The organism is Kribbella sp. CCNWLW201, from assembly GCF_037203805.1.
Lineage (GTDB): Bacteria > Actinomycetota > Actinomycetes > Propionibacteriales > Kribbellaceae > Kribbella.
In genome coordinates this window covers 25,858-50,491 of record NZ_JBBCBQ010000012.1, presented here as the reverse complement: position 1 = coordinate 50,491, position 24,634 = coordinate 25,858, and the positions used below count along the sequence as shown (strand labels likewise).

General features: G+C 67.7%; 17 protein-coding genes. 8 read left to right on the top strand and 9 right to left on the bottom strand.

The genetic code is table 11. The annotated features are described in order from the left end of the window. Positions 1 to 184 precede the first annotated feature (184 nt). A complete protein-coding gene (locus V9K99_RS36380) occupies positions 185 to 1,678 on the top strand; it encodes a DUF2252 domain-containing protein (protein ID WP_337011110.1) in 1,494 nt (497 codons plus the stop codon). 15 nt (positions 1,679 to 1,693) lie between these two features. Then, positions 1,694 to 3,406, top strand: a complete 1,713-nt coding sequence (locus V9K99_RS36375) for a SulP family inorganic anion transporter (RefSeq protein ID WP_337011112.1) — start codon at positions 1,694 to 1,696, stop codon at positions 3,404 to 3,406. Positions 3,407 to 3,433: 27 nt separating this feature from the next. On the opposite strand, the gene V9K99_RS36370 is transcribed toward V9K99_RS36375, so the two are convergent. Beyond that, a complete protein-coding gene (locus V9K99_RS36370) occupies positions 3,434 to 5,791 on the bottom strand; it encodes an arylsulfatase (protein ID WP_337011114.1) in 2,358 nt (785 codons plus the stop codon). 212 nt (positions 5,792 to 6,003) lie between these two features. Here V9K99_RS36370 and V9K99_RS36365 point away from each other — a divergent pair, with 212 nt between their 5' ends. From V9K99_RS36365 to V9K99_RS36350, 4 genes are read left to right on the top strand one after another with little or no spacing between them, the layout of a single operon-like run. Continuing rightward, positions 6,004 to 8,787: a cation-translocating P-type ATPase gene (locus V9K99_RS36365; protein ID WP_337011116.1), complete on the top strand. Its 2,784-nt coding sequence runs from the start codon at positions 6,004 to 6,006 to the stop codon at positions 8,785 to 8,787. A 10-nt stretch (positions 8,788 to 8,797) separates the two neighbouring features. After that, entirely contained in the window at positions 8,798 to 9,727 is a 930-nt protein-coding gene (locus tag V9K99_RS36360; protein WP_337011118.1) for a PPK2 family polyphosphate kinase, read from the top strand. An 18-nt stretch (positions 9,728 to 9,745) separates the two neighbouring features. Continuing rightward, positions 9,746 to 11,518, top strand: coding sequence for a SulP family inorganic anion transporter (locus tag V9K99_RS36355; protein WP_337011120.1), 1,773 nt, complete (start codon positions 9,746 to 9,748; stop codon positions 11,516 to 11,518). Positions 11,519 to 11,550: 32 nt separating this feature from the next. Then, a complete protein-coding gene (locus V9K99_RS36350; protein WP_337336422.1) occupies positions 11,551 to 12,534 on the top strand; it encodes an HAD family hydrolase in 984 nt (327 codons plus the stop codon). Here V9K99_RS36350 and V9K99_RS36345 read toward each other — a convergent pair. From V9K99_RS36345 to V9K99_RS36335, 3 genes are read right to left on the bottom strand one after another with little or no spacing between them, the layout of a single operon-like run. Then, a complete protein-coding gene (locus V9K99_RS36345; RefSeq protein ID WP_337011124.1) occupies positions 12,531 to 13,202 on the bottom strand; it encodes a GAP family protein in 672 nt (223 codons plus the stop codon). The two genes, V9K99_RS36350 and V9K99_RS36345, sit on opposite strands and share 4 nt — an antisense overlap. 9 nt (positions 13,203 to 13,211) lie before the next feature. Beyond that, positions 13,212 to 15,059 (bottom strand): glycoside hydrolase family 15 protein, encoded by a 1,848-nt coding sequence (locus V9K99_RS36340; RefSeq protein WP_337011126.1) that lies wholly within the window; start codon positions 15,057 to 15,059, stop codon positions 13,212 to 13,214. A gap of 48 nt (positions 15,060 to 15,107) precedes the next feature. After that, positions 15,108 to 15,608, bottom strand: coding sequence for a DUF1269 domain-containing protein (locus V9K99_RS36335; RefSeq protein ID WP_337011128.1), 501 nt, complete (start codon positions 15,606 to 15,608; stop codon positions 15,108 to 15,110). Between the two features lie 235 nt (positions 15,609 to 15,843). Here V9K99_RS36335 and V9K99_RS36330 point away from each other — a divergent pair, with 235 nt between their 5' ends. Continuing rightward, positions 15,844 to 16,143, top strand: a complete 300-nt coding sequence (locus V9K99_RS36330; RefSeq protein ID WP_337011130.1) for a hypothetical protein — start codon at positions 15,844 to 15,846, stop codon at positions 16,141 to 16,143. Positions 16,144 to 16,286: 143 nt separating this feature from the next. On the opposite strand, the gene fusA is transcribed toward V9K99_RS36330, so the two are convergent. Both fusA and V9K99_RS36320 read right to left on the bottom strand, forming a co-directional pair. Further along, the gene (fusA, locus tag V9K99_RS36325) at positions 16,287 to 18,380 is read right to left on the bottom strand and encodes an elongation factor G (RefSeq protein WP_337011132.1); all 2,094 of its coding nucleotides are present in this window, start codon (positions 18,378 to 18,380) and stop codon (positions 16,287 to 16,289) included. Positions 18,381 to 18,754: 374 nt separating this feature from the next. Further along, positions 18,755 to 19,453 carry a hypothetical protein gene (locus V9K99_RS36320; protein WP_337011134.1) on the bottom strand — a complete coding sequence of 233 codons (699 nt, stop codon included), beginning with the start codon at positions 19,451 to 19,453 and terminating at the stop codon, positions 18,755 to 18,757. On the opposite strand from V9K99_RS36320, the gene V9K99_RS36315 reads away from it, so the two are divergent. Then, on the top strand, positions 19,440 to 19,715 hold the full coding sequence (locus V9K99_RS36315; protein ID WP_337011136.1) for a hypothetical protein: 276 nt from the start codon (positions 19,440 to 19,442) through the stop codon (positions 19,713 to 19,715). The genes V9K99_RS36320 and V9K99_RS36315 overlap by 14 nt on opposite strands. Before the next feature lie 156 nt (positions 19,716 to 19,871). On the opposite strand, the gene V9K99_RS36310 is transcribed toward V9K99_RS36315, so the two are convergent. The 3 genes from V9K99_RS36310 to V9K99_RS36300 form a co-directional block, all read right to left on the bottom strand. Next, positions 19,872 to 21,182 (bottom strand): glycosyltransferase, encoded by a 1,311-nt coding sequence (locus tag V9K99_RS36310; RefSeq protein WP_337011138.1) that lies wholly within the window; start codon positions 21,180 to 21,182, stop codon positions 19,872 to 19,874. Next, positions 21,179 to 23,398 carry a glycoside hydrolase domain-containing protein gene (locus V9K99_RS36305; RefSeq protein ID WP_337011140.1) on the bottom strand — a complete coding sequence of 740 codons (2,220 nt, stop codon included), beginning with the start codon at positions 23,396 to 23,398 and terminating at the stop codon, positions 21,179 to 21,181. Before V9K99_RS36305 ends, V9K99_RS36310 begins: the two co-directional genes overlap by 4 nt. A gap of 721 nt (positions 23,399 to 24,119) precedes the next feature. Beyond that, the gene (locus tag V9K99_RS36300; protein ID WP_337011142.1) at positions 24,120 to 24,473 is read right to left on the bottom strand and encodes a J domain-containing protein; all 354 of its coding nucleotides are present in this window, start codon (positions 24,471 to 24,473) and stop codon (positions 24,120 to 24,122) included. Between the last annotated feature and the right edge of the window lie 161 nt (positions 24,474 to 24,634).

Sequence of the window (24,634 nt, the reverse complement as noted above, 5' to 3'; positions counted from 1 at the left end):
AACCGGCTCGGGGATCAGCGGCAGCCCGCCGACTGCACTCACGCCGGCCGGCGGATGATCGTTCAGCAGGGATGATGCGGCGACCGGAGTCCTGGTGAATCGTCGGCGGAGTATGCCGATTGCAGGGTGAGCACCCGGCTCGACCGACGAGCCGTGCCTGCGACGGAGAGAAGGGCGGCCGATCATGGCGACGAAAGTTGAACATCTGACTCTGGACGAGCGCGGCGCACGCGGTGTGGAGGCTCGTTTGCAAGCGACGCCGGACAGTCACGCGGGGTGGAAGCCTGCCGCGGACCGGCCGGACCCGGTGGCGCTCATCGAGGAGCAGAACCTCCGGCGGGATCCAGACCTGGTTCCGGTCCGGCACGGCCGGATGATGGCCTCGCCGTTCACGTTCTACCGCGGTGCTGCCAAGATCATGGCGGTGGACCTTGCCGAGACACCCACATCCGGTCTCCAGGTCCAACTGTGCGGGGATGCCCACCTGTCGAACTTCGGGGTCTTCGCCTCGCCGGAGCGACACCTGGTGTTCGACATCAACGACTTCGACGAGACCCTTCCAGGCCCCTTCGAGTACGACGTCAAACGGCTGGCGGCGAGTCTCATGGTGGCGGCCCAGAACAACGGCTGCTCGGAGTCGGACGGTCGTGCGATCACGAAGGGCTGTGTCACCTCCTACCGGGAGACGATGGCCGAGTTCGCCGCCGCCAAGACCCTCGACGTGTGGTACGCCCACCTCGCCGAGGACCAGATCAAGCAGTCGGTGACCGCCTTCCTGTCCGGAGCCAACAAGGGCAAAGGCAAGGGATCCAAGAAGGGCAAGGGCAAGGGCGGCGAGCAGGACGGTATGAGCGGAATGACGTCGAAGCAGGTGAAGCAGGCCCAGAAGCGCTTCGAGAAGAACGCACAGAAGGCGCACTCCCGCACCAGCGATCAGGCCCTGTCCAAGCTAGGCGAAGAGGTCGACGGCCGCTACCGCATCGCCAGTGTCCCGCCGGTGATCGTCCCCGCGCGCGAGCTCCACACGGCGTACGGCGTAAAGCCCGGGGATCTCGAGAAGGTCGTCGTCGACCTGTTCCGGGACTACCGTTCCACCCTTCGGCTCGATCTTCGGCAACTGCTGGAGCGCTTCGAGATCGTCGACTGGGCACGGAAAGTCGTCGGCGTTGGAAGTGTCGGAACCCGAGCGTTCATCGTCCTCCTGCAGGGCCGTGACGGCAGCGATCCACTGTTCCTCCAGGTCAAGGAGGCCACCAGGTCTGTTCTCGAAGGAACCTTGCCCATGAGCACGTTCAAGCAACCGGGCGAGCGGGTGGTCCAGGGTCAGCGATTGATGCAGGCCAGCAGCGACATCTTCCTGGGCTGGTCCAAGGGTGTTCAGGCCGACCGGTACTACTACTGGCGTCAACTGCGCGACATGAAGGGCTCAGCGCTCGTGGAGCTGATGGCGCCCGCGGAGCTGGCCTTCTACGGCCGCACCTGCGGGTGGACCCTCGCCCGTGCACACGCACGATCCGGCGACGCGGTTTCGATCGCTGCCTACCTCGGCGAAGACGATGCCTTCGACAGGTCGATCACCGACTTCTCCGAACGCTACGCGGCCCAGAACGACCAGGACTTCGCAGACTTCACCAAAGCCATCAGCTCGAACCGGATCGATGCCATCCAGGGCGTCTGAGCACGGCAGGACGACTTGAACCCGATCCCCGAGTCGCTGCGTGGCTACCGCCGGTCCTGGCTGGCTCGCGACATCATCGCCGGTCTGACGCTGTCGGCGGTGGCGATCCCCGAGGTGATGGGCTACACGTCCATCGCCGGTACACCGATCGTGACCGGGCTCTACACCATCATCTTTCCCACCCTGATCTTCGCTCTGCTGGGCTCCTCGCGGCTGCTCGTCGTGGGCGCGGACTCGGCCACCGCCGCGGTACTCGCCGCGGGCCTGACCGGTCTCGGCATCGCCGGAGTCACGCCTGGATCGCCCGACTGGCTTGCGTTTGCCGGCCTCACCGCGCTGGTCTGCGGTGGTCTGCTGATCGTGGCGCGGTTGCTGCGGCTCGGCTTCATCGGAGACTTCCTGAGCGCGTCGGTACTGATCGGGTTCCTCACCGGGGTCGGCATCCAGGTGCTGTCGGGGCAGATTCCGGACTTGCTCGGCATCCCGAAGGGCACCGGCGGCTGGTTCGAACAGCAGTGGCACTGGATCACCTCGCTGTCCTCGATCAAGCTCGGTACGTTCGCCTTCGGGCTGAGCACGATCGTGATCATCCAGATCTTCAAGCGTTTCATTCCTGTTGTCCCCGGTGCCATCGTCGCCGTCGTACTGCTGACCGCCATCTCCGCCCTGGCCGACGCGCAGGCGCACGGCGTGGCCGTGGTCGGTGCCGTGCAGGGCGGATTCCCACCGATCGGCCTGCCGTCGGGCATCTCCTGGTCGGACGTGGGAAAAGTGCTGCCGACCGCTCTGTCCTGCCTCGTGCTCATCATCGCCCAGAGCGCCGCCACCTCCCGCAGCTTCGCGTTCAAGCACGGAGACTCGGTCGACATCAACCGCGACATCGTCGGGCTCAGCGGCGCCAGCCTCGCCGCCGGTCTCAGCGGCACCTTCGTGGTCAACGGCAGCCCGACCAAGACACAGATCCTCGACGAGCAGAAGGGGCGCACCCAGCTCGCCAACCTGACGATGGCGGCCGTCGTGCTGCTCTTCACCCTGTTCTTCACCGGTCTGCTGGCGGACATGCCCAAGGCGGTGCTCGCCGGAATCGTCTTCCTCATCGGCGTCAGCCTGATCGACGTGCCCGGCCTCCAGCGGCTGTGGCGGCGACGCAGGAACGAGTTCGTGGTGGCTCTCATCACGACCGTCACCGTCTTCGCCGTCGGCGTCGAGCAGGGAATCATCCTCGCCGTCGTACTCTCGCTGCTCGACCTCGTCCGGCGGCAGTACACACCGGGCGACTACGTCATCGGTCAGGACCAGGCCGGCGAACCGACGTACCTGCCGGCAGTGCCAGGCGCCCAGAGCCTGCCCGGGCTGGTGGTCTTCCGCTACGACGCCGATCTCTTCTACGCCAACGCCAACCGCTTCGCCGACGACCTCGAGTCGATCATCTCCGCCGCTCCCGATCCGGTCCGCTGGGTAGCGCTGGACTGCGGCGCGATCGATGACATCGACTACTCCGCCGGGGTGACCCTGGCCAACCTCGTCAACTACACCCGGGCGCACAACGCCCGCTTCGTGCTGGTCCGGCCTGATACCCAACTGCTTGCGACGCTCCGGGCGTACGGGACCGTGGACGCGATCGGCGAGGACAACATCTTCCTCACCCTCGCGGACGCCTTCCGTGCTTACCGGGCAGACCCAGGTACGACGTCTCCGGCGACTCAGGAGCCGGCCGACTCCGACTAGGTCGGGGTCGGCCGCCGCGGTGTCGCGCTACTCCCGTGCCATCATCGCGAGCGCCTCGCGCTCCAGGTCGACGTACGGGTCGCCGCTGACATCGACGGCCACCCGGCTGATCGGTCCGCCGGTGAACGACCAGGGCGCTTCGCCGGGGTAGTCCTGGGTTACCGGATCGCTGCTGTCGCGCCCGACGCACAGGCCGTCGCCGGCGAGCGAGAACTTGCCGGGCTGGGTCTTGATCCGGCCCTCCCCCACCTTGACGTCGCCGTGGAAGAGCGACAGCGTTCCGACCGCGACGCCGGGCGGGTCCTCGCCGTCCTTCTCGAAGGCGGCGGACAGGATCAGGTTCTCACCCGTCGGCAGTTGCTCGTCCGCGACGATCTTCTGTTCCAGACTGCCCACGAAGCTGTAAACGTAGTGCAACCGATTGTCCTTGACGTAGAGAGCGTGCCCGCCGAAACGCGAGCCGTGCGCGAACAGCACGCCCTGGGCACCTGGCTCGGGGATGTCGACGACCGCGGCGATCGCGTAGGACCGGTTGCGGATGCTGACCGCCTGCGACTCCGGCACGTCGGCGACGCCCGGGTAGTAGATGTAGCGATTGCGCGGCGGCGAAAGTAGCGGTCGTGGCGTCGTGATGAGCTCCAGCGCGGAGCGGTCGTCGAGCGGGAAGGCGCCGTTGGCGCCGGCCTCGGCGTGCCAGAGCGCGATCAACTCGGTCAGGCGCTCGGGTTCCTGGTCGGCGAGGTCATGCACCTCGGAGCGATCGACATCGGTGTGGTAGAGCTCCCAGGTGTCCTTGGCATAGGAGCCCCAGCCGCTGATCGTCGGGTGGGTGGTGACCGCCTTCCAGCCCTGGTGCCAGATGCCGCGCGAGCCGAGCATCGAGTAGAACTGCGTCGAGCGTGCGCTCGGCATCGGCGCGGCGTCGAAGCTGTACCGCATGCTGACGCCGTCGAATCGGCTCTGCTGATGGCCGGCGATGGTCGCGGGCGCCTCGACGCCGAGTACGTCGAGGATCGTCGGGACCACGTCGACGGCGTGGTGGTACTGCTCGCGGAGCTCGCCCTTGGCCTCGATGCCCCGCGGCCAGGAGATGATGCACGGGTCCGCGGTGCCGCCCTCGAACTCGTAGCGCTTCCACATCTTGAACGGCGTGTTGAACGCCATCGCCCAGCCGTTCGGGTAGTGGTTGTAGGTCGCCGGGCTGCCGAGTTCCTCGAGCTTGGCGAGATTCTCCTGGAGGTCGTCCGGGAGCCCGTTGCACAGCTTGTTCTCGTTGACCGACCCGTTCGGGCCGCCCTCGCCACTGGCGCCGTTGTCGGAGACCACGATGACCATGGTGTTCTCGCGCTGGCCGCTCTCCTCGAGGTAGTCCAGCAGGCGGCCGATCTGCTCGTCGGCGTGCGCCAGGAAGCCGGCGTACACCTCCGCCATCCGGGCGAAGAGCCGTTGCTCGTCACCAGACAGCGAATCCCACGGCCGGGTGTAGTCCAGGGCCGGGTAGGGCTGACCGTTCGGGCCGGTGCGGGTCTCGGGCGTCCCGATCGGATTCAGCGGCGGCAGCGTCGTCCCGGGTGGAACGATGCCCATCTCCTTCTGCCGGGCGAGCGTCTGCTCGCGCAATACCTCATAGCCCCTGTCGAAGCGTCCCCTGAAGCGATCGATCCATTCCTTGGGGGCGTGGTGTGGAGCGTGACAGGCGCCCGGGGCGTAGTAGAGGAAGAACGGCTTCTCCGGGGCCATCACCTTGGCGTCCTTGATGAACTCCAGCGCCCGGTCGGTGAGGTCCTCGGTCAGGTGGTAGCCCTCCTCGGGCGAGCTCGGCGGGTCGACGGGGTGGTTGTCGTACACCAGGTCCGGATACCACTGGTTGGTCTCGGCTCCGAGGAAACCGTAGAAGCGCTCGAAGCCCCTGCCCACCGGCCAGTTGCGCCGCGAGGAGGCCAGATTCATCTCGGCCTCCGGGCACAGGTGCCACTTGCCGACCATGTACGTGTTCCAGCCCCGCGCTCCGAGGATCTCCTGGATCTGGCCGTTCTCGGGCGGGATCACCCCGTTGGCGTTGGGGAACCCGCTGGCCGCCTCGGTGATACACGCCATGCCGTTACGGGTGTGGTTGCGACCGGTCAGCAGACAGGAGCGCGTCGGCGAGCACAGCGCGGTGGTGTGCCACTGCGTGTACCGCACCCCGCTGCCGGCGATCCGTTCGATGTTCGGTGTCTCGATCGGACCGCCGTAGCAACTCATGGCCGAGAACCCGACATCGTCGAGCACGATGTACACCACGCTCGACGCCCCGTCCGGCGGCTTCGGCGGCTCGAACGGCGACCAGTCCGGCGCCGAGTCACGGATGTCGATGTTGATAACGCCCCTGAACGGCTCGCCCATGATCAGTCCCTTTGGTCCACGGCTTCCCCGGAGGCGCGCAGGATCGCTCCACCGGGCTGTCGCACCGAGACTTGTCGATCCGGCCCCCACCGCGCCTCCCCCTCAGCGGATGAGGGAGCTGACAGGTCGTTGCGAGACATCCTCTGCGGATGAGGCAGGCGCCGCCCATGTCGAGGCATGGTCGATGGAAGCCTCCGAGAGGAGAGACACTGGTGAGCGAGATCGGTACCGCAGCTGGGTCGGCGACCGGCGCCGAGCGTCCGCCCTACACTCTTGCGGCGGACGAGGTCGTCGTCGCGGCCGGCTCCGATGCCGTTGCGGGGCTCGCCGGGAGCGAGGCGGCGAGCCGGCTCTCGTCGTACGGCGCGAACGAGATCGCGGCCGAGAAGCCGCCCTCGATCTGGGCCATCGCAGCCCAGCAATTGCGCGACCCGATGAACCTCATGCTGATCGCCGTCGTGGTCGTGAGCCTGCTGATCGGGGAGCTCTCGACCGGAGTCATCGTCGCCTTGCTCATCCTGCTGAACGTCGGACTGGGTACCCGCCAGGAGCTGACGGCACGAGCGAGCGTCGACGCCCTCGCCGATCTGCAGGTGCCGCAGGCCCGGGTGGTGCGTGACGGCGACGTGAAGATGATCGCGGCCACGCAGGTGGTTCCGGGGGACATCGTCGAGGTCGAGGCCGGCGACATCGTGCCCGCCGACGGCCGGATCGTCCGGTCCGCGACGCTGGAGGCGCAGGAGGCCGCGCTCACCGGAGAGAGTGCGCCGATCGCCAAGGGCGCCGGCGTGCTGGCCGCCGACGACGTCGGTCTCGGCGACCAGACCAACATGCTGTTCCAGAACACCTCAGTGACGCGGGGCACTGGCACGATCGTGGTCACCGCGACCGGCATGCAGACACAGATGGGCCGGATCGCGACAATGCTCACCTCGGTGAAGCGCACTCGGTCGCCGCTCCAGCGCGAGCTGGACTCGCTGACGAAGGTTCTGGGGATCATTGCCTGGGGTGCCGTCGCGGTCATCGTGGTGGTCGGCTTGATCCGCGGGACTCCAGGCAAGGACCTGCTGCTGCTCGGCACCGCGATGGCCATCTCGGCGCTCCCGACCGGTATGCCGGCGTTCGTCTCGGGCCTGCTCTCGCTCGGCGCGAAGCAACTGGCCGAGGCGAAGGCCGTGGTGAAGAACCTCACCGATGTCGAGACTCTCGGTGCGACCAGTGTGATCAACACCGACAAGACCGGGACGCTCACGTTGAACCAGATGATGGTCTCGACGTTGTACGCGAGCGGGTCGTGGTTCAGCGTCGACGGCGAGGGCTACCGAAAGAGCGGCGCGATCCATTCGGTGGCCGGCGTCCCCGTGCCGGACTTCACCCGCCTCGGTCTCGGACTCGCCCTCGACAGCGACGCAGTGGTCGGCGACGACGGATCGGTGATCGGCGATCCGACCGAGGCCGCGCTCGTAGTGCTGGCCGCGAAACTCGGCGTCGACGCGGAGGAGACGCGGCGTACCTACCCGCGGCTGGCAGAGGTTCCGTTCGATTCCGAGTACAAGTTCATGGCGACGTTCCACCGGGTGAGCGTCGACGGCGTCGAGCATCTCATCGAGCTGGTCAAGGGCGCGCCCGATGTCGTCGTGGCGCGCTGCAGCGAGGCGGGCGGACCGCTCAGCGGCTCGCAGGTCCCGATCACGCAGTCGCGGGACGGCATCGACGAGGCCAACCTGCGGATGGGGCAGAAGGGCCTGCGCGTCCTCGCGTTCGCTGCCCGCCTGGTTGCCGACCACGAGCTGACCGCAATGACCGACGATCCGATGTCCTTGACCAAGGGACTGTCGTTCGTCGGGATGGCCGGCATCATCGACCCGCTGCGCGCCGAGGCGAAGAGTGCGGTCGGTACGGCGCTCGCGGCCGGCATCGACGTACGCATGATCACTGGTGATCACGCGATCACCGCTCAGGCGATCGGCGAGCAGCTTGGCCTCGGTCCCGGGGCGATCAGCGGCGCGGAACTGCGGGCACTCACCGACGAGCAGCTGAAGCAGCAGTTGCCCGAGTTGCACGTGTTCGGGCGGGTCACTCCCGAGGACAAGCTCCGGCTCGCCCGGGCCATGCAGGAGCAGGGCCTGATCGTCGCGATGACGGGCGACGCCGTCAACGATGCGGCCGCTCTCAAACAGGCCGACATCGGGGTGGCGATGGGAAGCGGCAGCGAGGTGACCAAGCAGGCCGCACGCATGGTGCTGACCGACGACAACTTCGGCACCCTCGTGCACGCCGTCGAGATCGGTCGGCGCGTCTACGGCAAGGTCGTCTCGTACGTGCGGTACCAGATGACGCAGCTGCTGTCGCTGGTCCTCCTCTTCCTCGCCGCCACCGTGTTCGACATCAACGACGGCGTGGCGATGACTCCGTCGATGGTCCTTTTCCTGCTGTTCTTCGCCACGGCCGTGGGTGTCGTGATCATCGCTGTCGACCCCGGTGATCCCGACGTGATGCACCGTCCGCCGCGCGATCCCGCCGTACCGATCACGAATCGGAACGCGGTGATCAGGTGGGTCGTCTACGCCTGCGTGCTCTTCCTGGCCGCACTGGTACCGCTGGTGGCGGGGCCGGACGACCCGAGTACGACACAGGGCACCGTCTCGCTGACGATGACGTTCGTGGTGATGGGCCTGGGGACCGTGTTCAACGCGGTGGTCAACCGGCGCGCCCCGGCCAGCGGATTGACACCACCGATCGTGAAGGCGCTGGCGATCGGCCTGATCCCCGTTGTCCTCTTGTTCCTCGCGACTCAGCTTCCGACGCTCCAGGACGGGATGCTCACCGTCACGCTCAGTCCGCGCCAATGGGTGACCTGCTTCGGCCTGGCCGCGCTCCTCCCGATCGTCGTCGAGTTGGACAAGCTGGTCCGGAGGCGGCGGCTGCGGACGCGGCCGACACTCAGCCCGGAGCACGCCGTCGCGCCGGCTCGTGCCAGGCGCACCGAAAGGTAGGAGCCACCGAATGACATCTCGCGAGCAGCGGATCGCCGACTTCATCGAGCCGTTCCGGGTCGAACCGGGCTCGAAGGTCAGCCTGGCCAGGGACTTCGAGCCGGACTTCAGGGGCATGATCCGTTCCAAGAAGCGCGGCCGCAAACTGCTGGTCCAGGGGACCGAACTGTTGGCCGAATATCAGTCCAGGCTGTACGCGCAGCACACCCATGGCGTCCTGGTGGTGCTGCAGGCGCTCGACGCCGGCGGGAAGGACGGCACGATCCGCCACGTCATGACCGGGGTCAATCCCCAGGGTGTGTCGGTGAACAGCTTCAAGGTCCCCTCCAGCGAGGAGCTGGATCACGACTATCTGTGGCGCTACGGGCTGCGCCTACCGGCTCGCGGTGAGATCGGCATCTTCAACCGCTCGCACTACGAGGAGGTGCTCGTCGTCCGCGTGCATCCGGAGCTCCTCGACCGCCAGAAGCTTCCGCCGGGCACCCGCCAGGGACTCTGGAAGAGGCGTTATCGCGAGATCAACGAGTGGGAGCGAACCCTCAGCGACAACGGCATCAAGATCGTGAAGCTCTTCTTGAACCTCTCCCGGGAGGAGCAGCGGATCCGCTTCCTGCGGCGGATCGACCTGCGCGACCACAACTGGAAGTTCTCCGCGGCCGACATCCGCGAGCGCGAGTACTGGGACGACTACCAGAATGCGTTCTCGCGGATGCTGTCCAGGACCAGCACCGAGTGGGCGCCGTGGTACGTGATTCCCGCCGACCGTAAGTGGTACGCCCGCATCGCCGCCGCCGCGGTGATCGCCAACACGCTGATCGAGATCGATCCCCGTTATCCCAAGGTCGGCAAGAAAGCACGGAAGGCGCTGCAGGAGATCAAGGGGACCCTTGAAGAACAGGCTCCTGAGGGCGCGGCGGCCGATCCGTTCGCGGCGACCTAGGCCGATCGGCTGACCGCCATGGGTGCCGTCGAGGAACGCCCCGATGTGAAACCTTCTTGGTGGCAGGAGTATGTGCCTGCTGTGGGCGTGGCCAGGTCGTACGAGCGGGCGTGGTTGCCGAAGGACATCGTCGCCGGCCTCGTGCTGTCGGCGCTGCTGGTGCCACAGGGGATGGCGTACGCCGAACTTGCCGGTCTGCCGCCTGTGACCGGGTTGTACACCTCGATCCTGTGCCTGCTCGGCTACGCGGTCTTCGGACCCTCCAGAGTGCTGGTGCTCGGTCCCGACTCGTCCCTGGGTCCGATGATCGCGGCAACGATCGCGCCACTCCTGCTCGCCAACGGTGACCCCGCTCGGGCCGTCGCGCTCGCCTCGATGCTGGCCGTGATGGTCGGTGTGGTGATGGTGGTCGCCGGGGTGGCGCGGTTCGGGTTCGTGGCGGACCTGCTGTCGAAGCCGACCCAGATCGGCTACATGAACGGGCTCGCGCTGACCATCGTGATCGGTCAGTTGGCCAAGCTGTTCGGGTTCTCGGTCGATGCCGACGGGCTGGTGGCCGAGGCGCGCGCCTTCTTGTCGGGGCTCGCGGACGGCGAGGCCAACGCGACGGCCGCGGTCCTCGGGGTGGGTTCGCTCGTCGGCATCCTGCTGCTGAATCGACTGCTGCCCAAGCTGCCGAGCGTGCTCATCGTCGTGGTGCTGGCCGCCGTACTGGTCAACGCGTTCGACCTGGAGTCGCAGGACGTCGACACGGTCGGCGTGCTCCCACAAGGTTTTCCGCCCTTCACGGTCCCAGCGGTCAGCTGGGACGATCTGCCGCCGCTGCTCGCCGGAGCGCTCGCCATCGCCGTCGTCGCGCTCGCCGACACGATGTCGACGGCATCGGCGTTCGCCGCGCGCAAAGGCGATCGGGTGCGCGGAAACCAGGAGATGGTCGGCATCGGTGCCGCCAACATCGCGGCCGGGTTGTTCCAGGGCTTCCCGGTCAGCACCAGCGGGTCGCGCACCGCCGTCGCCGAGCAGGCCGGCTCCCGGTCCCAGGTGACCGGCATCGTCGGCGCCGGGATGATCACCATGGTCCTGGTCTTCGCCACCTCCCTGATGCAGTACGTGCCTCAGCCCACCTTGGGCGCGATCGTCATCGCGGCCGCGCTGTCGCTGGCCGACATCCCCGGGACGCGCCGGCTGTGGCATCAGCGCCGGACAGAGTTCGCGCTGTCCATCATCGCGCTGCTCGGCGTGGCCCTCCTCGGAGTACTGCCCGGCATTCTCGTCGCCGTCGGTCTGTCCATCCTCAACGTCTTCCGCCGCGCCTGGTGGCCGCACCAGGCCGAGCTCGGCCGGGTGGAGGGAATCGCGGGCCTGCACGACACCGACAGCTACCCCGACGCCCAGCTCCTGCCCGGTCTGGTCGTCTACCGCTTCGACGCGCCCCTGATCTTCGCGAACGCGCGGATGTTCAGTGAGAAGGTGCGGGAGATCGCTGCCGATGATCCCGGCCTCCGCTGGATCATCGTGGCCGCCGAACCGATCACAGACGTCGACACCACAGCCTCCGACATGCTGCAGGACCTGGACGCCTGGCTCAACGCGCGCGGTGTGTCCCTGGTCTTCGCTGAGCTGAAAGATCCGGTGCGCGAGAAGATCGAGCGGTACGAACTCACCCGCACGATCAACCCGGCGCACTTCCACCCGACGCTCGACGAGGCTGTCGCGGAGTACGTACGGCAGACGGGCGCGAGCTGGCGCAGTCCGCAACCGGAGGCTGACGACGAGGGTTCCCGGCAGTGAGCCCGGTTCATCCGCGAGTAGGAGCCATGAAGATGAAGCACGAAGGAGCTGTGCGGTCGGCCGTCCTGCTGTCGTCCTGGCGAGACACCCCGACCCGACAGGCGATCGTGGACTTCGTCGACCGGGCCGTGCAGGAGGGCGGAGCGCAGTACGTTCCGCCCTCCGAGCGGATCGCGGTCTTCGACAACGACGGCACACTGTGGTGTGAGAAGCCGATGCCGGCCGAACTCGGCTTCATCCTGCAGCGGCTCGCCGAGATGGCCGAGCAGGACCCAGCCCTTCGCACACGTCAGCCGTGGCAGGCTGCCCGGGACAAGGACTACGCCTGGCTCGGGGGCGTGATCACCAGGCACTACCACGGCGACGACCGCGACGTGAAGGTGCTCCTGGGCGGCATGCTTCAGGCGTTCGCTGCGATGAGTGTCGACACCTACGCAGAACTGGCCGACCGCTTCTTCCTGACGACGCGCCACCCGACGCTCGGCCGGCTGCTCCAGGACTGCACCTATCTCCCGATGGTCGAACTCTTGCACTACCTGGAGTCCTACGGGTTCACGACGTACATCGCGTCCGGAGGCGACCGCGACTTCATGCGACCGATCACCGAGGAGATCTACGGCATCCCGGCCGAGCGCATCATCGGCACCTCGGCCGGCCTCCGGTACCAGGACGACGACACCGGAGGATCGGTCGTCTACCAGGCGGAGATGGACACCTTCGACGACGGCCCCATGAAACCGGTACGCATCTGGAGCCGGGTCGGCCGACGGCCTGTCGTTGCCGCTGGCAACTCCAACGGCGACATCCCGATGCTCCGGTATGCCGGACGTCCCCAGCGTCCCGGACTACGGCTGCTGATCCTGCATGACGACGACGAACGCGAGTTCAGCTACACCTCAGGCGCCGAGACGTCGCTCGAGCAGGCCCGCGCACAGCATTGGACGGTAGTCAGCATCAAGAACGACTGGGCAACCGTCTTCGCCGACGAAGCCTCAGGCACAGTCCGCGGCGGCTAGAAGCTCCCTATTCCCTTGCCGATCATGACCACACCGATGACGAGGAGAAGGACCGCCATGACGACAGCGTTCTCCTGGACCAGCCGTCCGCGCAGAGTCTCGAGCGGTTGGACCATCCGGTCGGCGGCCGCAAGGTAGGCGATGACGGGCACCGCGACGGTACCCGCGGCGATCGCCGTGAAGACGACGATGACGACGACGGTCTGACCGGTGCCGAGGTCGCCACCACCGATCGCGATGCCCGCCCCAGCGGCCATGATGAGGTTCTTGGGGTTCAGTGCTGACAGGAGAAAGCCGAGCCCGAGGCCCTTGACCGGGGTCAGGGTGTCGATTGCCGACATCCACTTCGGCAACTCCGGCGTCACCTGGCCGCGGGGCCGGGCCCGCCATTGTTTGGCGGCCAAGAGGATCAGAAGCACGCCGAGGGCGAGTTTGATCGTGCCCTGGATCGGCTTCGAGGTATCGGAATCGTCCTCGGGCAGGAGTGCGGAGAGCACGGTGAATGCGGTGACCGCGATGACGACCCCGGCGATCCAGCCGACGAGGAACCCGACGCCGGTTGTTTTCGCGTTCGGCGACAACAGCATGAGAATCGCCGCGATGATGGGGATCGGGCTGATCGCGACAACCAGCGCGAGCGGAAGGATCTCGCCGATCACGTCGCCCATGCTGGAGTGTCAGCTCTCTGGCCGTTGTTTTCGGTCGAGCTGGGCGTCCAGGGTCATCGCGGCGTCGACCAGGGCGAGGTGGGTGAACGCCTGGGGGAAGTTGCCGATCTGCTCGCCGGTGAGCGCGATCTCCTCGGAGTACAGGCCGAGGTGGTTGGCGTAGGTGAGCATCTTCTCGAAGGTCAGCCGCGCGTCGTCGATCCGGCCGGCCTTGCCGAGCGCGTCGACGTACATGAACGTGCACAGCGAGAACGTGCCCTCCGAGCCGCGGAGGCCGTCCGGCGATGCCTCAGGGTTGTAGCGGTAGACGAGGCTGTCGGTGACCAGCTCGGAGTCCATCGCCCGCAGCGTCGACAGCCACAGCGGATCCCGTGGGGTGATGAACCCCACCGTGGGCATCCGCAGCAGTGACGAGTCGAGCACCTTGCTGCCGTACTGCTGGACGAACGCACCGCGTTCCGGGTCCCATCCACGGTCCATGACCTGGTCGTAGATCGCGTCCCGGGCGCGGGTCCACCGGTCCAGCGGTGCTGGCCGCGACCGGGTGGTGGCGAGCCGGATCGCCCGGTCGAACGCCGACCAGCACATGACCCGGCCATAGGTGAAGTCCTTGCGCCCGCCCCGGGTCTCCCAGATGCCCTCCTCGGGCTGGTCCCAGTTGTCGGTGAGCCAGTCGAGCAGGTCCCGGACTGCGAGCCAACCCTCGTGGCCCATGGCGAGCCCACGCTGGTCGGCGAAGTAGATGCTGTCCAGCGCTTCGCCGTAGATGTCCAGCTGCAACTGATCGGCAGCGCCGTTGCCGATGTGCACCGGGCGGGAGCCGCGGTAGCCCTCCCAGTGCTTCAGGGTCTCCTCACTCAGGTCGGAGGATCCGTCAACGCGGTACATGATGTTCAGCGGTCCACTGGCCCCGCCGGCCTTCTCCTTCACGCGATCCCGCAGCCAGCCGCTGAAGGCAGCTGCCTCCTCGGTGAACCCCATCCGCAGCAGGGCGTAGATGGAGAACGACGCGTCCCGGATCCAGGTGTAGCGGTAGTCCCAGTTCCGCTCCCCGCCGATCTGCTCCGGCAGCGCGGCCGTCGGCGCGGCCACCAAGCCACCGGTCGGCGCGTAGGTCATCAGCTTCAGCGTGATCGCCGACCGCTGGAGCATCTCGCGCCAGCGACCTGCGTAGGTGGACTGCGCCAACCACGTCCGCCAGAAGGCGGCCGTGTCGTCGAACAACTGCTGCGCCTCGGCGGCCCTGATCTCCCGCGGCGGCCCGTCGGCCGCGGTCTCGAGCATCACCCCGCGCTGTTGCCCCGCCTCCAAGGTGAACGACACCTGTACGTCGCCGGTGTCGTCCACCCGCGGCCGAGACAGACGTGCGTCGTCGGGCTCACGCACGATGTGGACGGTCAGCGTCGAGCCGTCGCTCGTGCAGACACCGCCGTGTTCGGTCGCGTGCCACTGATGAGCCTTGCGCCCATAGTCGAACCGCGGTGCGATGTCCAGGTCGAACGTCATCCGGCCGCGGACGCAACGAAGCAGCCGCACGATCCGATGGCTCTGGGTCGCGTGCGAACTGCTCGTCGCCGGCATGAAGTCGATCACCTCGCCGACACCGGCCTCGGTGAGGAAGCGCGTGATGAGGATCGCCGTGTCCGGAAAGTACAGCTGCTTGGTTTCGAAGGTTCCATGCGCTGGCCGGATCCGGGAGTGGCCGCCCTTTTCGTGGTCCAGCAGCGCCCCGAACACACTCGGCGAGTCGAAGCGGGGTGCGCAGAACCAGTCGATCGAGCCGTCCGTGCTGACGAGGGCGGCGGTCTGCAGGTCCCCGATCAGTCCGTGGTCCGCGATCAACGGGTAGTCCTTCATTGTGGCTCTCCTCGTGATGGATCAGCTTCCCTGACAGTCTCCTCGGGACTACTTCGCCGTGTTCTTCACCTCCGCCGCGCTGTCCGCGTCGACCTCGTGCTTGGTGATCTTGGCCGCATGCGACAGCGTCTTGTCGACATCGGTGACCCACGATTCCTCGAACAGCGCCACGATTCCCGAACTGTTGGGTGGCAGGGTGTCTTCGACGTCGGCCTTGATCGCCTTCTTCTCTCGATGGGACTTGAGGCCACCTACGCCAAGTCCCGCGCCCGCACCGACCGCTGCGCCGGCCAGCAGGCTGGGTGGGAAGATGAGGCCGATAACGGCACCACCGACCGCGCCCCAGACAGCGCCTTTCCGGGCGGTGTGGAAATCGTCGTCGACGTTGATCTTGCCGTCCGCGGCACGACTGACCAGGACGAGCCCGTCGACCTTGATCACATCGTCCGAGGCAGCTTGCTTGATAGCGTCCCAATCACCTTGCGCTGCGCCCGCGTCCGGGTACGCAGCGATGTACAGGTCGACTGGGGCCTTGATGTCAGATCCCACGGGTCTCTCCTCTTGATCAGGCGACCACGGCCGCACGCGGTACGACGTACCTCTCGTCACAATGCCGCCGGCCCTCCTGGGAAGCCTCACCCCGGGCGGACTACGTGCTCCGAGCGGCGTGCCACCCCGGATCAATTCACCCCGCACGGATGATGCTCACCGTCAGCTCTCACGCAACGATCCAAGTCAACCGTCGACCCCGGTGGGCCGACCAGGAATGCGCGAGAGGAATGACATGGGCTGCTTGTTCGCCTTGTTTGCCGGCGTCTTTCCGCGCTTCGCTCTGCTGATTGTGTGGATCGCGCGCCCCAGACTGGTGGACGAAGCCTTCGACGGCTGGTTCTGGCCGCTGCTCGGCCTCATCTTCCTCCCCTTCGCGACCCTCATGTACGTCGTCCTCTACACGGGCGGCGGCCTCACCGGCTTCGACTGGTTCTGGGTCGTCTTCGCCGCCATCCTCGACGTTGCCCACTGGGGCGCCAGCTGGACCCAACGCCGCGGCATGCCCGGCTACCCAGGCACCGCCCAGGCGTAAGGTTCGGCCACCTGGCAGGCAGCAAAGGCAACCCCGTGCACGCAAACGCTGCACGCAGGCGACAGCCGCGTCCAGGGCATCTTCCTGACCATGGGCCCTCACAGGCCCGCCCGTGGGCGGGCCTGTGAGGGCCCTGCTTGGCTCTACCGGGACGGAGTTTCCCCGGACCTCGCGCCTGGTGCCGGGACGTAGCCGGTGGTTCGGGTGGTGAAGGTTCCCCGGCCCTGGGTCCGGCTGCGCAACTGCGTTGCATAACCGAACAACTCGGCCAGCGGGACGGTGGCGACGACCACCATCGTGCCCGGTCGCGCGGTCGAACCCGAAATCCGGCCACGCCGTGCCGCCAGGTCGCCGAGCACGCCGCCGACGGCATCCTCAGGCACGGTCGCCGTGACCTCGGCGACCGGTTCCAGCAGCACCATCGCACTGGCACGCAGCGCTTCCCGGAGCCCCAGCCGGCCCGCCGTACGGAACGCCATCTCCGACGAGTCCTTCGGATGGGTGGCTCCATCCGTCAGCGTGACCCGCACCCCGGTCACCGGGTGCCCGCCGAGGGGCCCCTGGGCCAGAGCATCCCGGCAGCCTGCTTCGACCGCGCGGACATACTCCTGCGGCACCCGTCCACCGACGACGACCGACCGGAACGCGAAGTCCTTCGCGCTGTCGTCATCAGCCATCTCCAGCGGTTCCACGTCGAGGGTGATCTCGGCGAACTGACCGGCCCCGCCGTCCTGCTTGACGTGCCGGTACACCAGCCCGGACACCCCGCGCGCGACTGTCTCACGGTAGGTCACCTGCGGCCGGCCGACCCCGACCTCCAGCCCGTGAGCACGACGTATCTTCTCCACCGCGACCTCGAGGTGCAGCTCACCCATGCCTGACAACAGCGTCTGACCGGTCTCGGAATCGGTCCGGACCGTCAGCGAGAGGTCCTCATCGGCCAGCCGCGTCAGTGCCGACGCGAGCCGGTCGGTGTCGGCGCTCCTGCGGGCCTCGACTGCCACGGAAACGACCGGGTCTGCCACGGCCGGCGGTTCGAGAACCAACGGTGCCGCCGGCGCGCACAGGGTGGCGCCGCTTCGTGCGGACTTCGGCCCGACGACCGCGACGATGTCTCCGGCGAACGCCTGCTGGACCTCCGCGTGCTGGTCGGCCTGCACCCGCAGGATCCGGCTGATCCGCTCAGTGCGTCCCGCGCCCGCGTCCACCACCGTTTCTCCCTTCCGAATCGTTCCCGAATACACCCGCAGGTACGTGAGCCGCCCGGTGGCGGTCGAGCTGACCTTGAACACGAGCGCCGCGAACGGGGCCGTCGGGTCGGCGACCCGCTCCTGTACGACACCGTCCGACATACCGCGCACCGCGGGCACCTCCTGCGGCGAAGGCAGATAGGCGACGACGGCGTCCAGCAGCGGCTCGATCCCGCGGTTGCGGTACGCCGACCCGCACAGCACCACCACGCCGGTACCAGACCGGGTCAGGTCCCGCAGTGCGGCAGCTAGCGTCTCCGCCGAGACCGTTGACCGCGCATAGAACTCGTCCAGCGCGACCGGGTGGAGCTCGGCGACGGTCTCCTCGAGCAGCCGACGCCGTCGCTTCGCCTGTTCCAGAAGGGCTTCGGGCACAGGGCCGTCCGCAAAGGTGTCACTGCCGTCGACCCAGACGTACGCCCGCATCCTGAGCAGGTCGATCACTCCGCTGAACTCGGCCTCCTTCCCGATCGGCAACTGGACCGCCAGCGGGGTCACGTGCAACCGCTCGCGGATCGAGTCCAGCGCTGCGTCGAGGTCGGCGCCGGGGCGGTCCATCTTGTTGACGAACGCGATCCGTGGCACTCCGTGCCGGTCGGCCTGCCGCCAGACCGACTCGCTCTGCGGTTCGACTCCCGCGACGGCGTCGAACAATGCGACGGCACCGTCGAGCACCCGCAGCGAGCGCTCCACCTCGTCAGAGAAGTCGACGTGGCCCGGGGTGTCGATCAGGTTGATCGAGTACCCGTCCCAGTCGCAACTGACGGCCGCGGCGAAGATCGTGATCCCACGATCGCGTTCCTGCGAGTCGAAGTCGGTGACGGTCGTGCCGTCGTGGACCTCACCGCGCTTGTGAATGGTGCCGGTGAGGTACAGGATCCGTTCGGTGACGGTGGTCTTGCCGGCATCGACATGGGCGAGAATGCCGACGTTGCGCAGGCCGGACAGCGAGCGGTTCTGTTGACGGTGGTCAAGGTTTGTACGCATGGGCCGATGGCCTTTCGGATGATCCGGAGCAGGACGGCGCGATTCGCGGACGAAGCGGCCTGCGGTCAGGCCATGCGCCACAGCCCCAGCGGCGGCTCAGCATGCAGCCGCCTGCAGGACAGGCTGGGTCAGTTCGTCACGGACAGGAGCCGACCGCGCAGCCGGCACCTGACACACGAAGACACCAGGATCACGTCGTACCGTGACCGGGGAACACTCACAGCGATGCTGTAACGCACGGCCGGGGCTCCCCTCACTCGTCAAAGCGCCTGCCACGGTGTCGCGGCGGCGCCCAGTTCGAACCAAGCGTAAGGGGATCGGCGATGCCGGACCACCGGATTTCACCGCTGGACCGACCCGACCGGAAGCGCGCCCTACCGGGGAACGATCCCGCTCCGCCCCTGCCACGAGCCGTGCTCCGACAGCGGCCGAAACCGCAGGGTGGCGAACTCGTGGTGGAAGTCCCTGCGCCGGCGTTCGGCCATCGCGGCGGCATGACGGTCGGGATCCGGGACAGTGCTGTGACCGTGGACCATCTCCTCCATCTCCCGCACAGACCGCCAGACCGAGAACGTAGAGATCGTCCGGGGCGGGCGCATCGCGGCCAGCGCCAGCGTGGTCCCCGGATGGTCGCGAACCAGCCGCTCCACAGGCTTGCCCCACTTAAGGAACCTCGGCACCTCCAGGAGGCGCATCCGGGCCAGCGTGACCGCCACGACAGGTTCGGCAGGGCCCCACTCCCCCGCTCTCGCCGGCAGGTCGGGCAACGCCGCAAGCCGCGACCAGCGACGCAGGAACTGCATGCGCACATGCCAGCCTGCCGCCACCTCCCTGCCCAGGGGGTGGTCCGCCAGGAAGGTCTCGACCGCCGCCTCGTCCTCCCACCGCGCGAACATCGCCATCCGACGCAACTGCATCCGGGCCGGCGAGACGGTCGGCGCACCAAGGCGCATCAGCGCCAGGCACTCGGCGTACCGCAACCCGGGCGTGGAAGGCACAGTCGGCGCCTTCCACAGTGCCCCCGCCGTCGTCGTCGGACGGAGCTCCGCGAGGTGGAACGTGAAGATCGTCATCGTTGGACAACTGTCCCACGAGCGACGCCCACCCACCGGCAGCCGTCCTCAGGTTGGCCATCCTCCAGATGGGACCGATCCGCTCCTGCTCAACCAGCCGGAGGACGATCTCGACAACAAGCTCATCAAGCAGCCCGCGGTCGAAACCCTCAAGAACATCGAAACCCGGCCACAGACCTCAACGTCGACGATCTGCTCGACGTGGTGGTACGTCAGCGACAATCGCAGCGACGCATACAGCTCGCTCATCTCCTCTGGCTGAGCCTTGTCGAGAGCCTTCGCCATGTCGCCGAGCTCCGAGATACGCCTCCAACTCCTGGCGAGTCATCGCAACTTCGACCGGGGTCGTCGGCCTCAAGCAGTACTCGCACCGTGTCTTCACGGTGCAGGGATGGCCCCCGCGACCAGCAGATCGAGCTCAGGCGACGTGGATGGCGTGAGGCTCGGCGAGCGCCACGAGGCGGTCGAACACCGCAACCCGGTCGAACTGCAACGCGTACGCCCGCGCGCGCCGCTCAGCCCCCGCCCGCTGCTCGCGGGTCCAGTCGCACACGACCTCGTCAAGCACGGTCCGCAGGGTATCCGGGTCACGCTGCGGCACCAGCAGGGCCGTATCACCGACCGCCTCGGGTACGCCGCCGGTCGCGCAGGTGATGATCGGCCCACCGCCGGCGAGAGCCTTCTCGACCAGCGCGATCCCGAACGTCTCCACGAACTCCGGCTGCTCGCGGGTCGGCAGCACGAACGCCGCGCTCCCGGCCATCAGCGCCGGCTTCTCCGCGTCGTCCACGTCGGTCAGCACCTGCACCCGCTCGCCCAGGCCCCGCGCCACCACCCGCGCCACCACCTCGTCTTCCTGCGGCCCGCGCCCGGCCAGGATCAGTTGCACCCGCTCGGCCGACCGCGACCCGACGTAGGCGTCGATCAGGTCGTCGACCCCCTTCGCCGAGGCGATCCGGGACAGGAACAGCACGTACCCGTCCCGCGAAAGGCCGCGTCTGGTCAGAGTTTCGGCGATCCTGTCATCGGTGAGCGACAGGTAGGACCAGGAGTCGACCGCCGGGTAGGAGATGGCGATCCGCTCCCGGCAGCGCTGCGCGAACGTCGTACCGTGCATGGCGTCGAGGGCCGCCGCCGAGGCCACGATCAGGTCCCTGGTGTACTCCGACACCGCCACGCAGTGGTCGGCCGCCAGGTAGACCGACAGGATGTGCGCGGCCGCCCCGAACCGGCCGGTGGCCACACACTCGCGCACCACGTTGGTGATGTCGGAGCCCACCGCCTCAGCCACCGTAGTGACCCGTGCGGGCCCGATCCCGCGCGCCACCTGGGCGGCCTCCTGCACGGCGATCGCATGCGGGCTCAGGTACAGCGACATCGCCACCGTCGGCACCCCGTCGCTGAACAGCTCGACCAGCCGCCCGATGAGCCCGGACAGGTAGCGCCCGTCCGGAACCCGGTAGTCGCCAACGGGATCGGGCCGCTCCACGGTGATGCCAGGGCTGTACGGCAGCACGCGATCGAGCGGTTTCAACGGCAGTCCGGCCGCCTCCAGCGCGTCCAGCGGCCAGGTCACGATCCGCACATCGTCGAACCCGCGGGTGAGCGCAACCTCCGCGAGGCACCTCGCCTCACCGGAGTGCCCGCAGATCACCGGGTCGGCGCGGACAACAATGACCAGGCGGCGGTTGGGTGTGGAAGGGGTGAGCGTGTTGTCGGCGATGTTCATGCCTCACCTCCAATGGCGTGTAGCGGGTCGGATGTGGATGGTGGCCTGATCCGGGTGCCCCAGCCGGAGGGCTGAGGGCCGAGTTCGATGTGCAGGTTGCGGATGTGCCGCAGTTCCCGGCCGGAGATCCAGGGGCGTTCGAGTGTCTTGCCGTCCACCGTGATGGATTGGACGTAGGAGACCGGTCCGCCTGCCTCGACCGGCTCGAATCCTGTGGTGGTGATCGACAGATCGCGGTCCGGCAGCCGGGTCGTGGACTCCGCCACGGCCGGCGCGCTGACCAGGAACAGGTTCTGCCCAGCCACCGGGAACAGCCCGAGCGTCGCCCACACGTACCACGCAGAGAGCCCGCCGGAGTCATCGTTTCCTGGCAGCCCGCCCCGGCCGGTGCCGAATTGGTTGGCGATGGCGGCATGCACCACCTCTGCGGTTCGGTCCGGCCGTCCCGCGTAGTGGTAGGACCACGGCGCCTCGTAGTCCGGTTCGTTGTTCAATCCCTCGAACCGGCACAGGCCGTACCCGGCGTCCATCTCGGCCACGCTCGGCGCCACCCCCGGCTGGGTGACCGGTGCGGCGTCGTACCCGAAGAACCGGTCGAGCAGTCCCACGAACGCCTCATCACCGCCGGCGAGTGCGATCCGGGCGCGCATGTCGTGCAGCAGCCGGAAGGAGTAGTTCCACCGGCCGCCCTCGTAGAACGTCGAGTCGCGCAGCAGGCCGGTGCCCGGGTCGTACGCCGCCCGCCAGCCTTGAGCGAGGTCGCGCATCTGCTGTGCCAGTGGCCGATCGCGCACCTTGTGGGCGATCGCCGCGGTGCAGTGGTAGGCGTACGCCAGGTCGAGGGTATGGCTGATCGGGTGCGCCACACCGTGCACCAGGTAGTCCTCGCCGTACGTCCGGCGCAGTTCCATCTCCAGGTGCACCATGGCCCAGTCCCAGTCGATACCAGGCAGATCCAGTTGGCACAGGTCGGCAAAGAAGGTGTGCGCGAGGGCGCTGCCCTGCCGGGAGAACCGGTCGGCTCCCTTGGCCATCCGGTAGCCGATCGGCAGGTTGCCCTCCTGCTCGCAGATCGACAGCAGCGCGCCGGCCAGCGCGACCGAACGCTGCGGGAACAGCGTGGTCATCAGCGGCAGTTGGGTGCGGTAGATGTCCCACATGGTGCAGATGTCGAACGCGTACGGGCCCTCGGTCGTCCACGACGGGCTCTCGTCCGGGGCGAAGCACGGCTTGACCAGCGAGTGGTAGAGCGCGGTGCCGAAAACCGTTGCCTGGTCGTCGGACTCGGTCTTGATCTCAACCTTGCCGAGGTGGTCGCGCCAGCTGGCTGCCGTGCGGTCGCGCCGCCTGGCGAAGGTGCTCTGCGTGCGGCCGACGTCCGCGCGGAGGTTGTCGCGGGCCGTCTCACACCCACGCAGGGAGAACCCCAGCCGCACCTCGACGGTCTGCTCGGCGCGCGATGGTCCCATGAACATCAGCCCGAACGGCCGCAATGTGGTCGGTCGGATGTAGTCGAAGTCGAGGCGAGTGCCGCCGGGCATCAGGCGCCGGTCGTACCACAGCAGCTGCCGCCAGCCGGGGGCGTCGACCTCCAGGTGCACAGCCAGCGGCACCCCCTCGACGTGGATCTCCCCTTGAGCCACCCCGGGCTCCAGCATCGCCAGGTGCGCCTTCAGCGGCACAGTCCGGCTGTGCGGGATGGCCAGGCCGCCGGTCGAGGCGTCGATGACGATCCGGGCGGCGTCATTCGCCGGGAAGGTGTACCGGTGGACGGCCGACTTGGGGCCGACCGTCACCTCGCAGTGCACCCCCGAACTCAGCGTCGCCGCGTAGTAGCCGGGCCTGGCCACCTCCTCCAGCAGGTCCCACGTGGTGCCCAGGTCATCGAGCGGGCCGAGCATCGGGGTGACCTGGAAGTAGTTGTAGTACTTGCGGATCGCGCCGGTGCCGGACTGCTGGAAGTGGGTGAAGCCGGAGGCGACCGGGCGGTCGTACAACAGGTCGGGCACGCCCTCGGTGTTGAAGTCGTACAGCCCGTAACCGGTCGGGTAGGCCCCGGAGTACGGGCAGGCCGACACCATCCCGAAGGGGTGCATGGCGCCCGGGTGGGTGTTGCCGACCTGCGGCTTGGGCCACCACCAGGTCGAGGCCAGGCCCTTGGGCATGGGCAAGTCGGTGGCGCCGGTCCCGATGAAGGGGTCGACGTGTTCGTACATCGGCTCACCGCCTCGCGCGGCTGACGTGGACTCCCAACGTAAGAAGCGCATGTTTCAGCCGCGTGACCGAAGGAGACGCGCAGGTTACGACCGGGCCGGACGACAGATGGAAGCCATCTGGTTCGGCAGTACTCGTCACCTCGACCGCGGAACCGACTCGCCGGCATCGTCCTACAGATGCCACGACCTCAAGACAGCCGGCGCGACTCGACAGGTCCGCTTGGTTCCGGACGGCTCAGGCCTGCCCCGCTGGGCGCTACCGCCGCCTCGGCGAAGTGCTTCCCGTTGCCGGCTCCGTTGCGCGAAGCAACAGAACCCGACATAGCGAGGTTGCGATCGAGCCCGCGATGAACGCACCGATGACCACTGCGACCACCGCCCGCTTCGACTGCACCAGCGCACGCCCAAGTACCGAAGCGTCAGCTTCCACATAACTCTCCCCCACGTCTCCAGCCGTTGCCCGCCGACCGGTCGTGGCCTCGCCAGTCCCTCCGGCAAGTCGCACGTATCTACGGACAGTCAACACAGTGACGAACTTGCGTGATTGCGTGTCAACGCACCGGCGATCACAACATTCGCTGCTGACAATACCGCCGGCTCTCGGCCCCACCGGCACGTGACTGAGATTGCCACGTCCAACAGGCGATGACGGGGTCAGACTCGCCGGATCCGCGTCACGTCGGATCTGGTCATTTGTCCCACGAGTGGGGTGGCCCTGTGGTTACGGTTCCCAATGCACTGGTCCCACCCGGATCGCCGATCCGAAACGGATCGGCACGGGGGTCTGCGGCGCGGACGGGAATCGAGGTCGCAGTGTGGACGCGCCTTTTGTGCTTGCCGGCCGGGCTCGGGTGCGGTCGTAGGCGGCACGGCGGATGGGGTCGCGCAGAGTTGTGTAGGCGGTGAGGAGCTGTTGCAGGCGCAGGTCGGCGTCAGCGTCCGGCTCTGTTGATGTTCGGGTGTCGGGGTGGAGTTGGCGGACGAGGATACGGAAGGCATGGTCGAGGTCGTCGTCCGAGGCCTCGGCTGTCACGCCGAGAATCGCGTACGGGTCGGTGAGTGGTGGCGCGGTCATGGCTGCAGTCCGTTGAAAGCTTCAGGGGCTACGAGAACCTAGCTCGGATCAGGTGCTGGGTGGGTCAGACCGAGGTGATGCGGCGGCCCGCCGTTGCTTGCCGTCCTAGGAAGGACAGGCGGCAGAAAGGGGAAGTCGTCGCCGCGGAGTCGAAGGGTGTG

Coding starts and splice junctions, on each gene's coding strand:
- V9K99_RS36380 (WP_337011110.1), top strand. CDS start 185: ATGGCGACGAAAGTTGAACATCTGACTCTGGACGAGCGCGGCGCACGC.
- V9K99_RS36370 (WP_337011114.1), bottom strand. CDS start 5,791: ATGGGCGAGCCGTTCAGGGGCGTTATCAACATCGACATCCGTGACTCG.
- V9K99_RS36360 (WP_337011118.1), top strand. CDS start 8,798: ATGACATCTCGCGAGCAGCGGATCGCCGACTTCATCGAGCCGTTCCGG.
- V9K99_RS36355 (WP_337011120.1), top strand. CDS start 9,746: ATGGGTGCCGTCGAGGAACGCCCCGATGTGAAACCTTCTTGGTGGCAG.
- V9K99_RS36350 (WP_337336422.1), top strand. CDS start 11,551: ATGAAGCACGAAGGAGCTGTGCGGTCGGCCGTCCTGCTGTCGTCCTGG.
- V9K99_RS36345 (WP_337011124.1), bottom strand. CDS start 13,202: ATGGGCGACGTGATCGGCGAGATCCTTCCGCTCGCGCTGGTTGTCGCG.
- V9K99_RS36340 (WP_337011126.1), bottom strand. CDS start 15,059: ATGAAGGACTACCCGTTGATCGCGGACCACGGACTGATCGGGGACCTG.
- V9K99_RS36330 (WP_337011130.1), top strand. CDS start 15,844: ATGGGCTGCTTGTTCGCCTTGTTTGCCGGCGTCTTTCCGCGCTTCGCT.
- fusA (WP_337011132.1), bottom strand. CDS start 18,380: ATGCGTACAAACCTTGACCACCGTCAACAGAACCGCTCGCTGTCCGGC.
- V9K99_RS36320 (WP_337011134.1), bottom strand. CDS start 19,453: ATGACGATCTTCACGTTCCACCTCGCGGAGCTCCGTCCGACGACGACG.
- V9K99_RS36310 (WP_337011138.1), bottom strand. CDS start 21,182: ATGAACATCGCCGACAACACGCTCACCCCTTCCACACCCAACCGCCGC.
- V9K99_RS36305 (WP_337011140.1), bottom strand. CDS start 23,398: ATGTACGAACACGTCGACCCCTTCATCGGGACCGGCGCCACCGACTTG.
- V9K99_RS36300 (WP_337011142.1), bottom strand. CDS start 24,473: ATGACCGCGCCACCACTCACCGACCCGTACGCGATTCTCGGCGTGACA.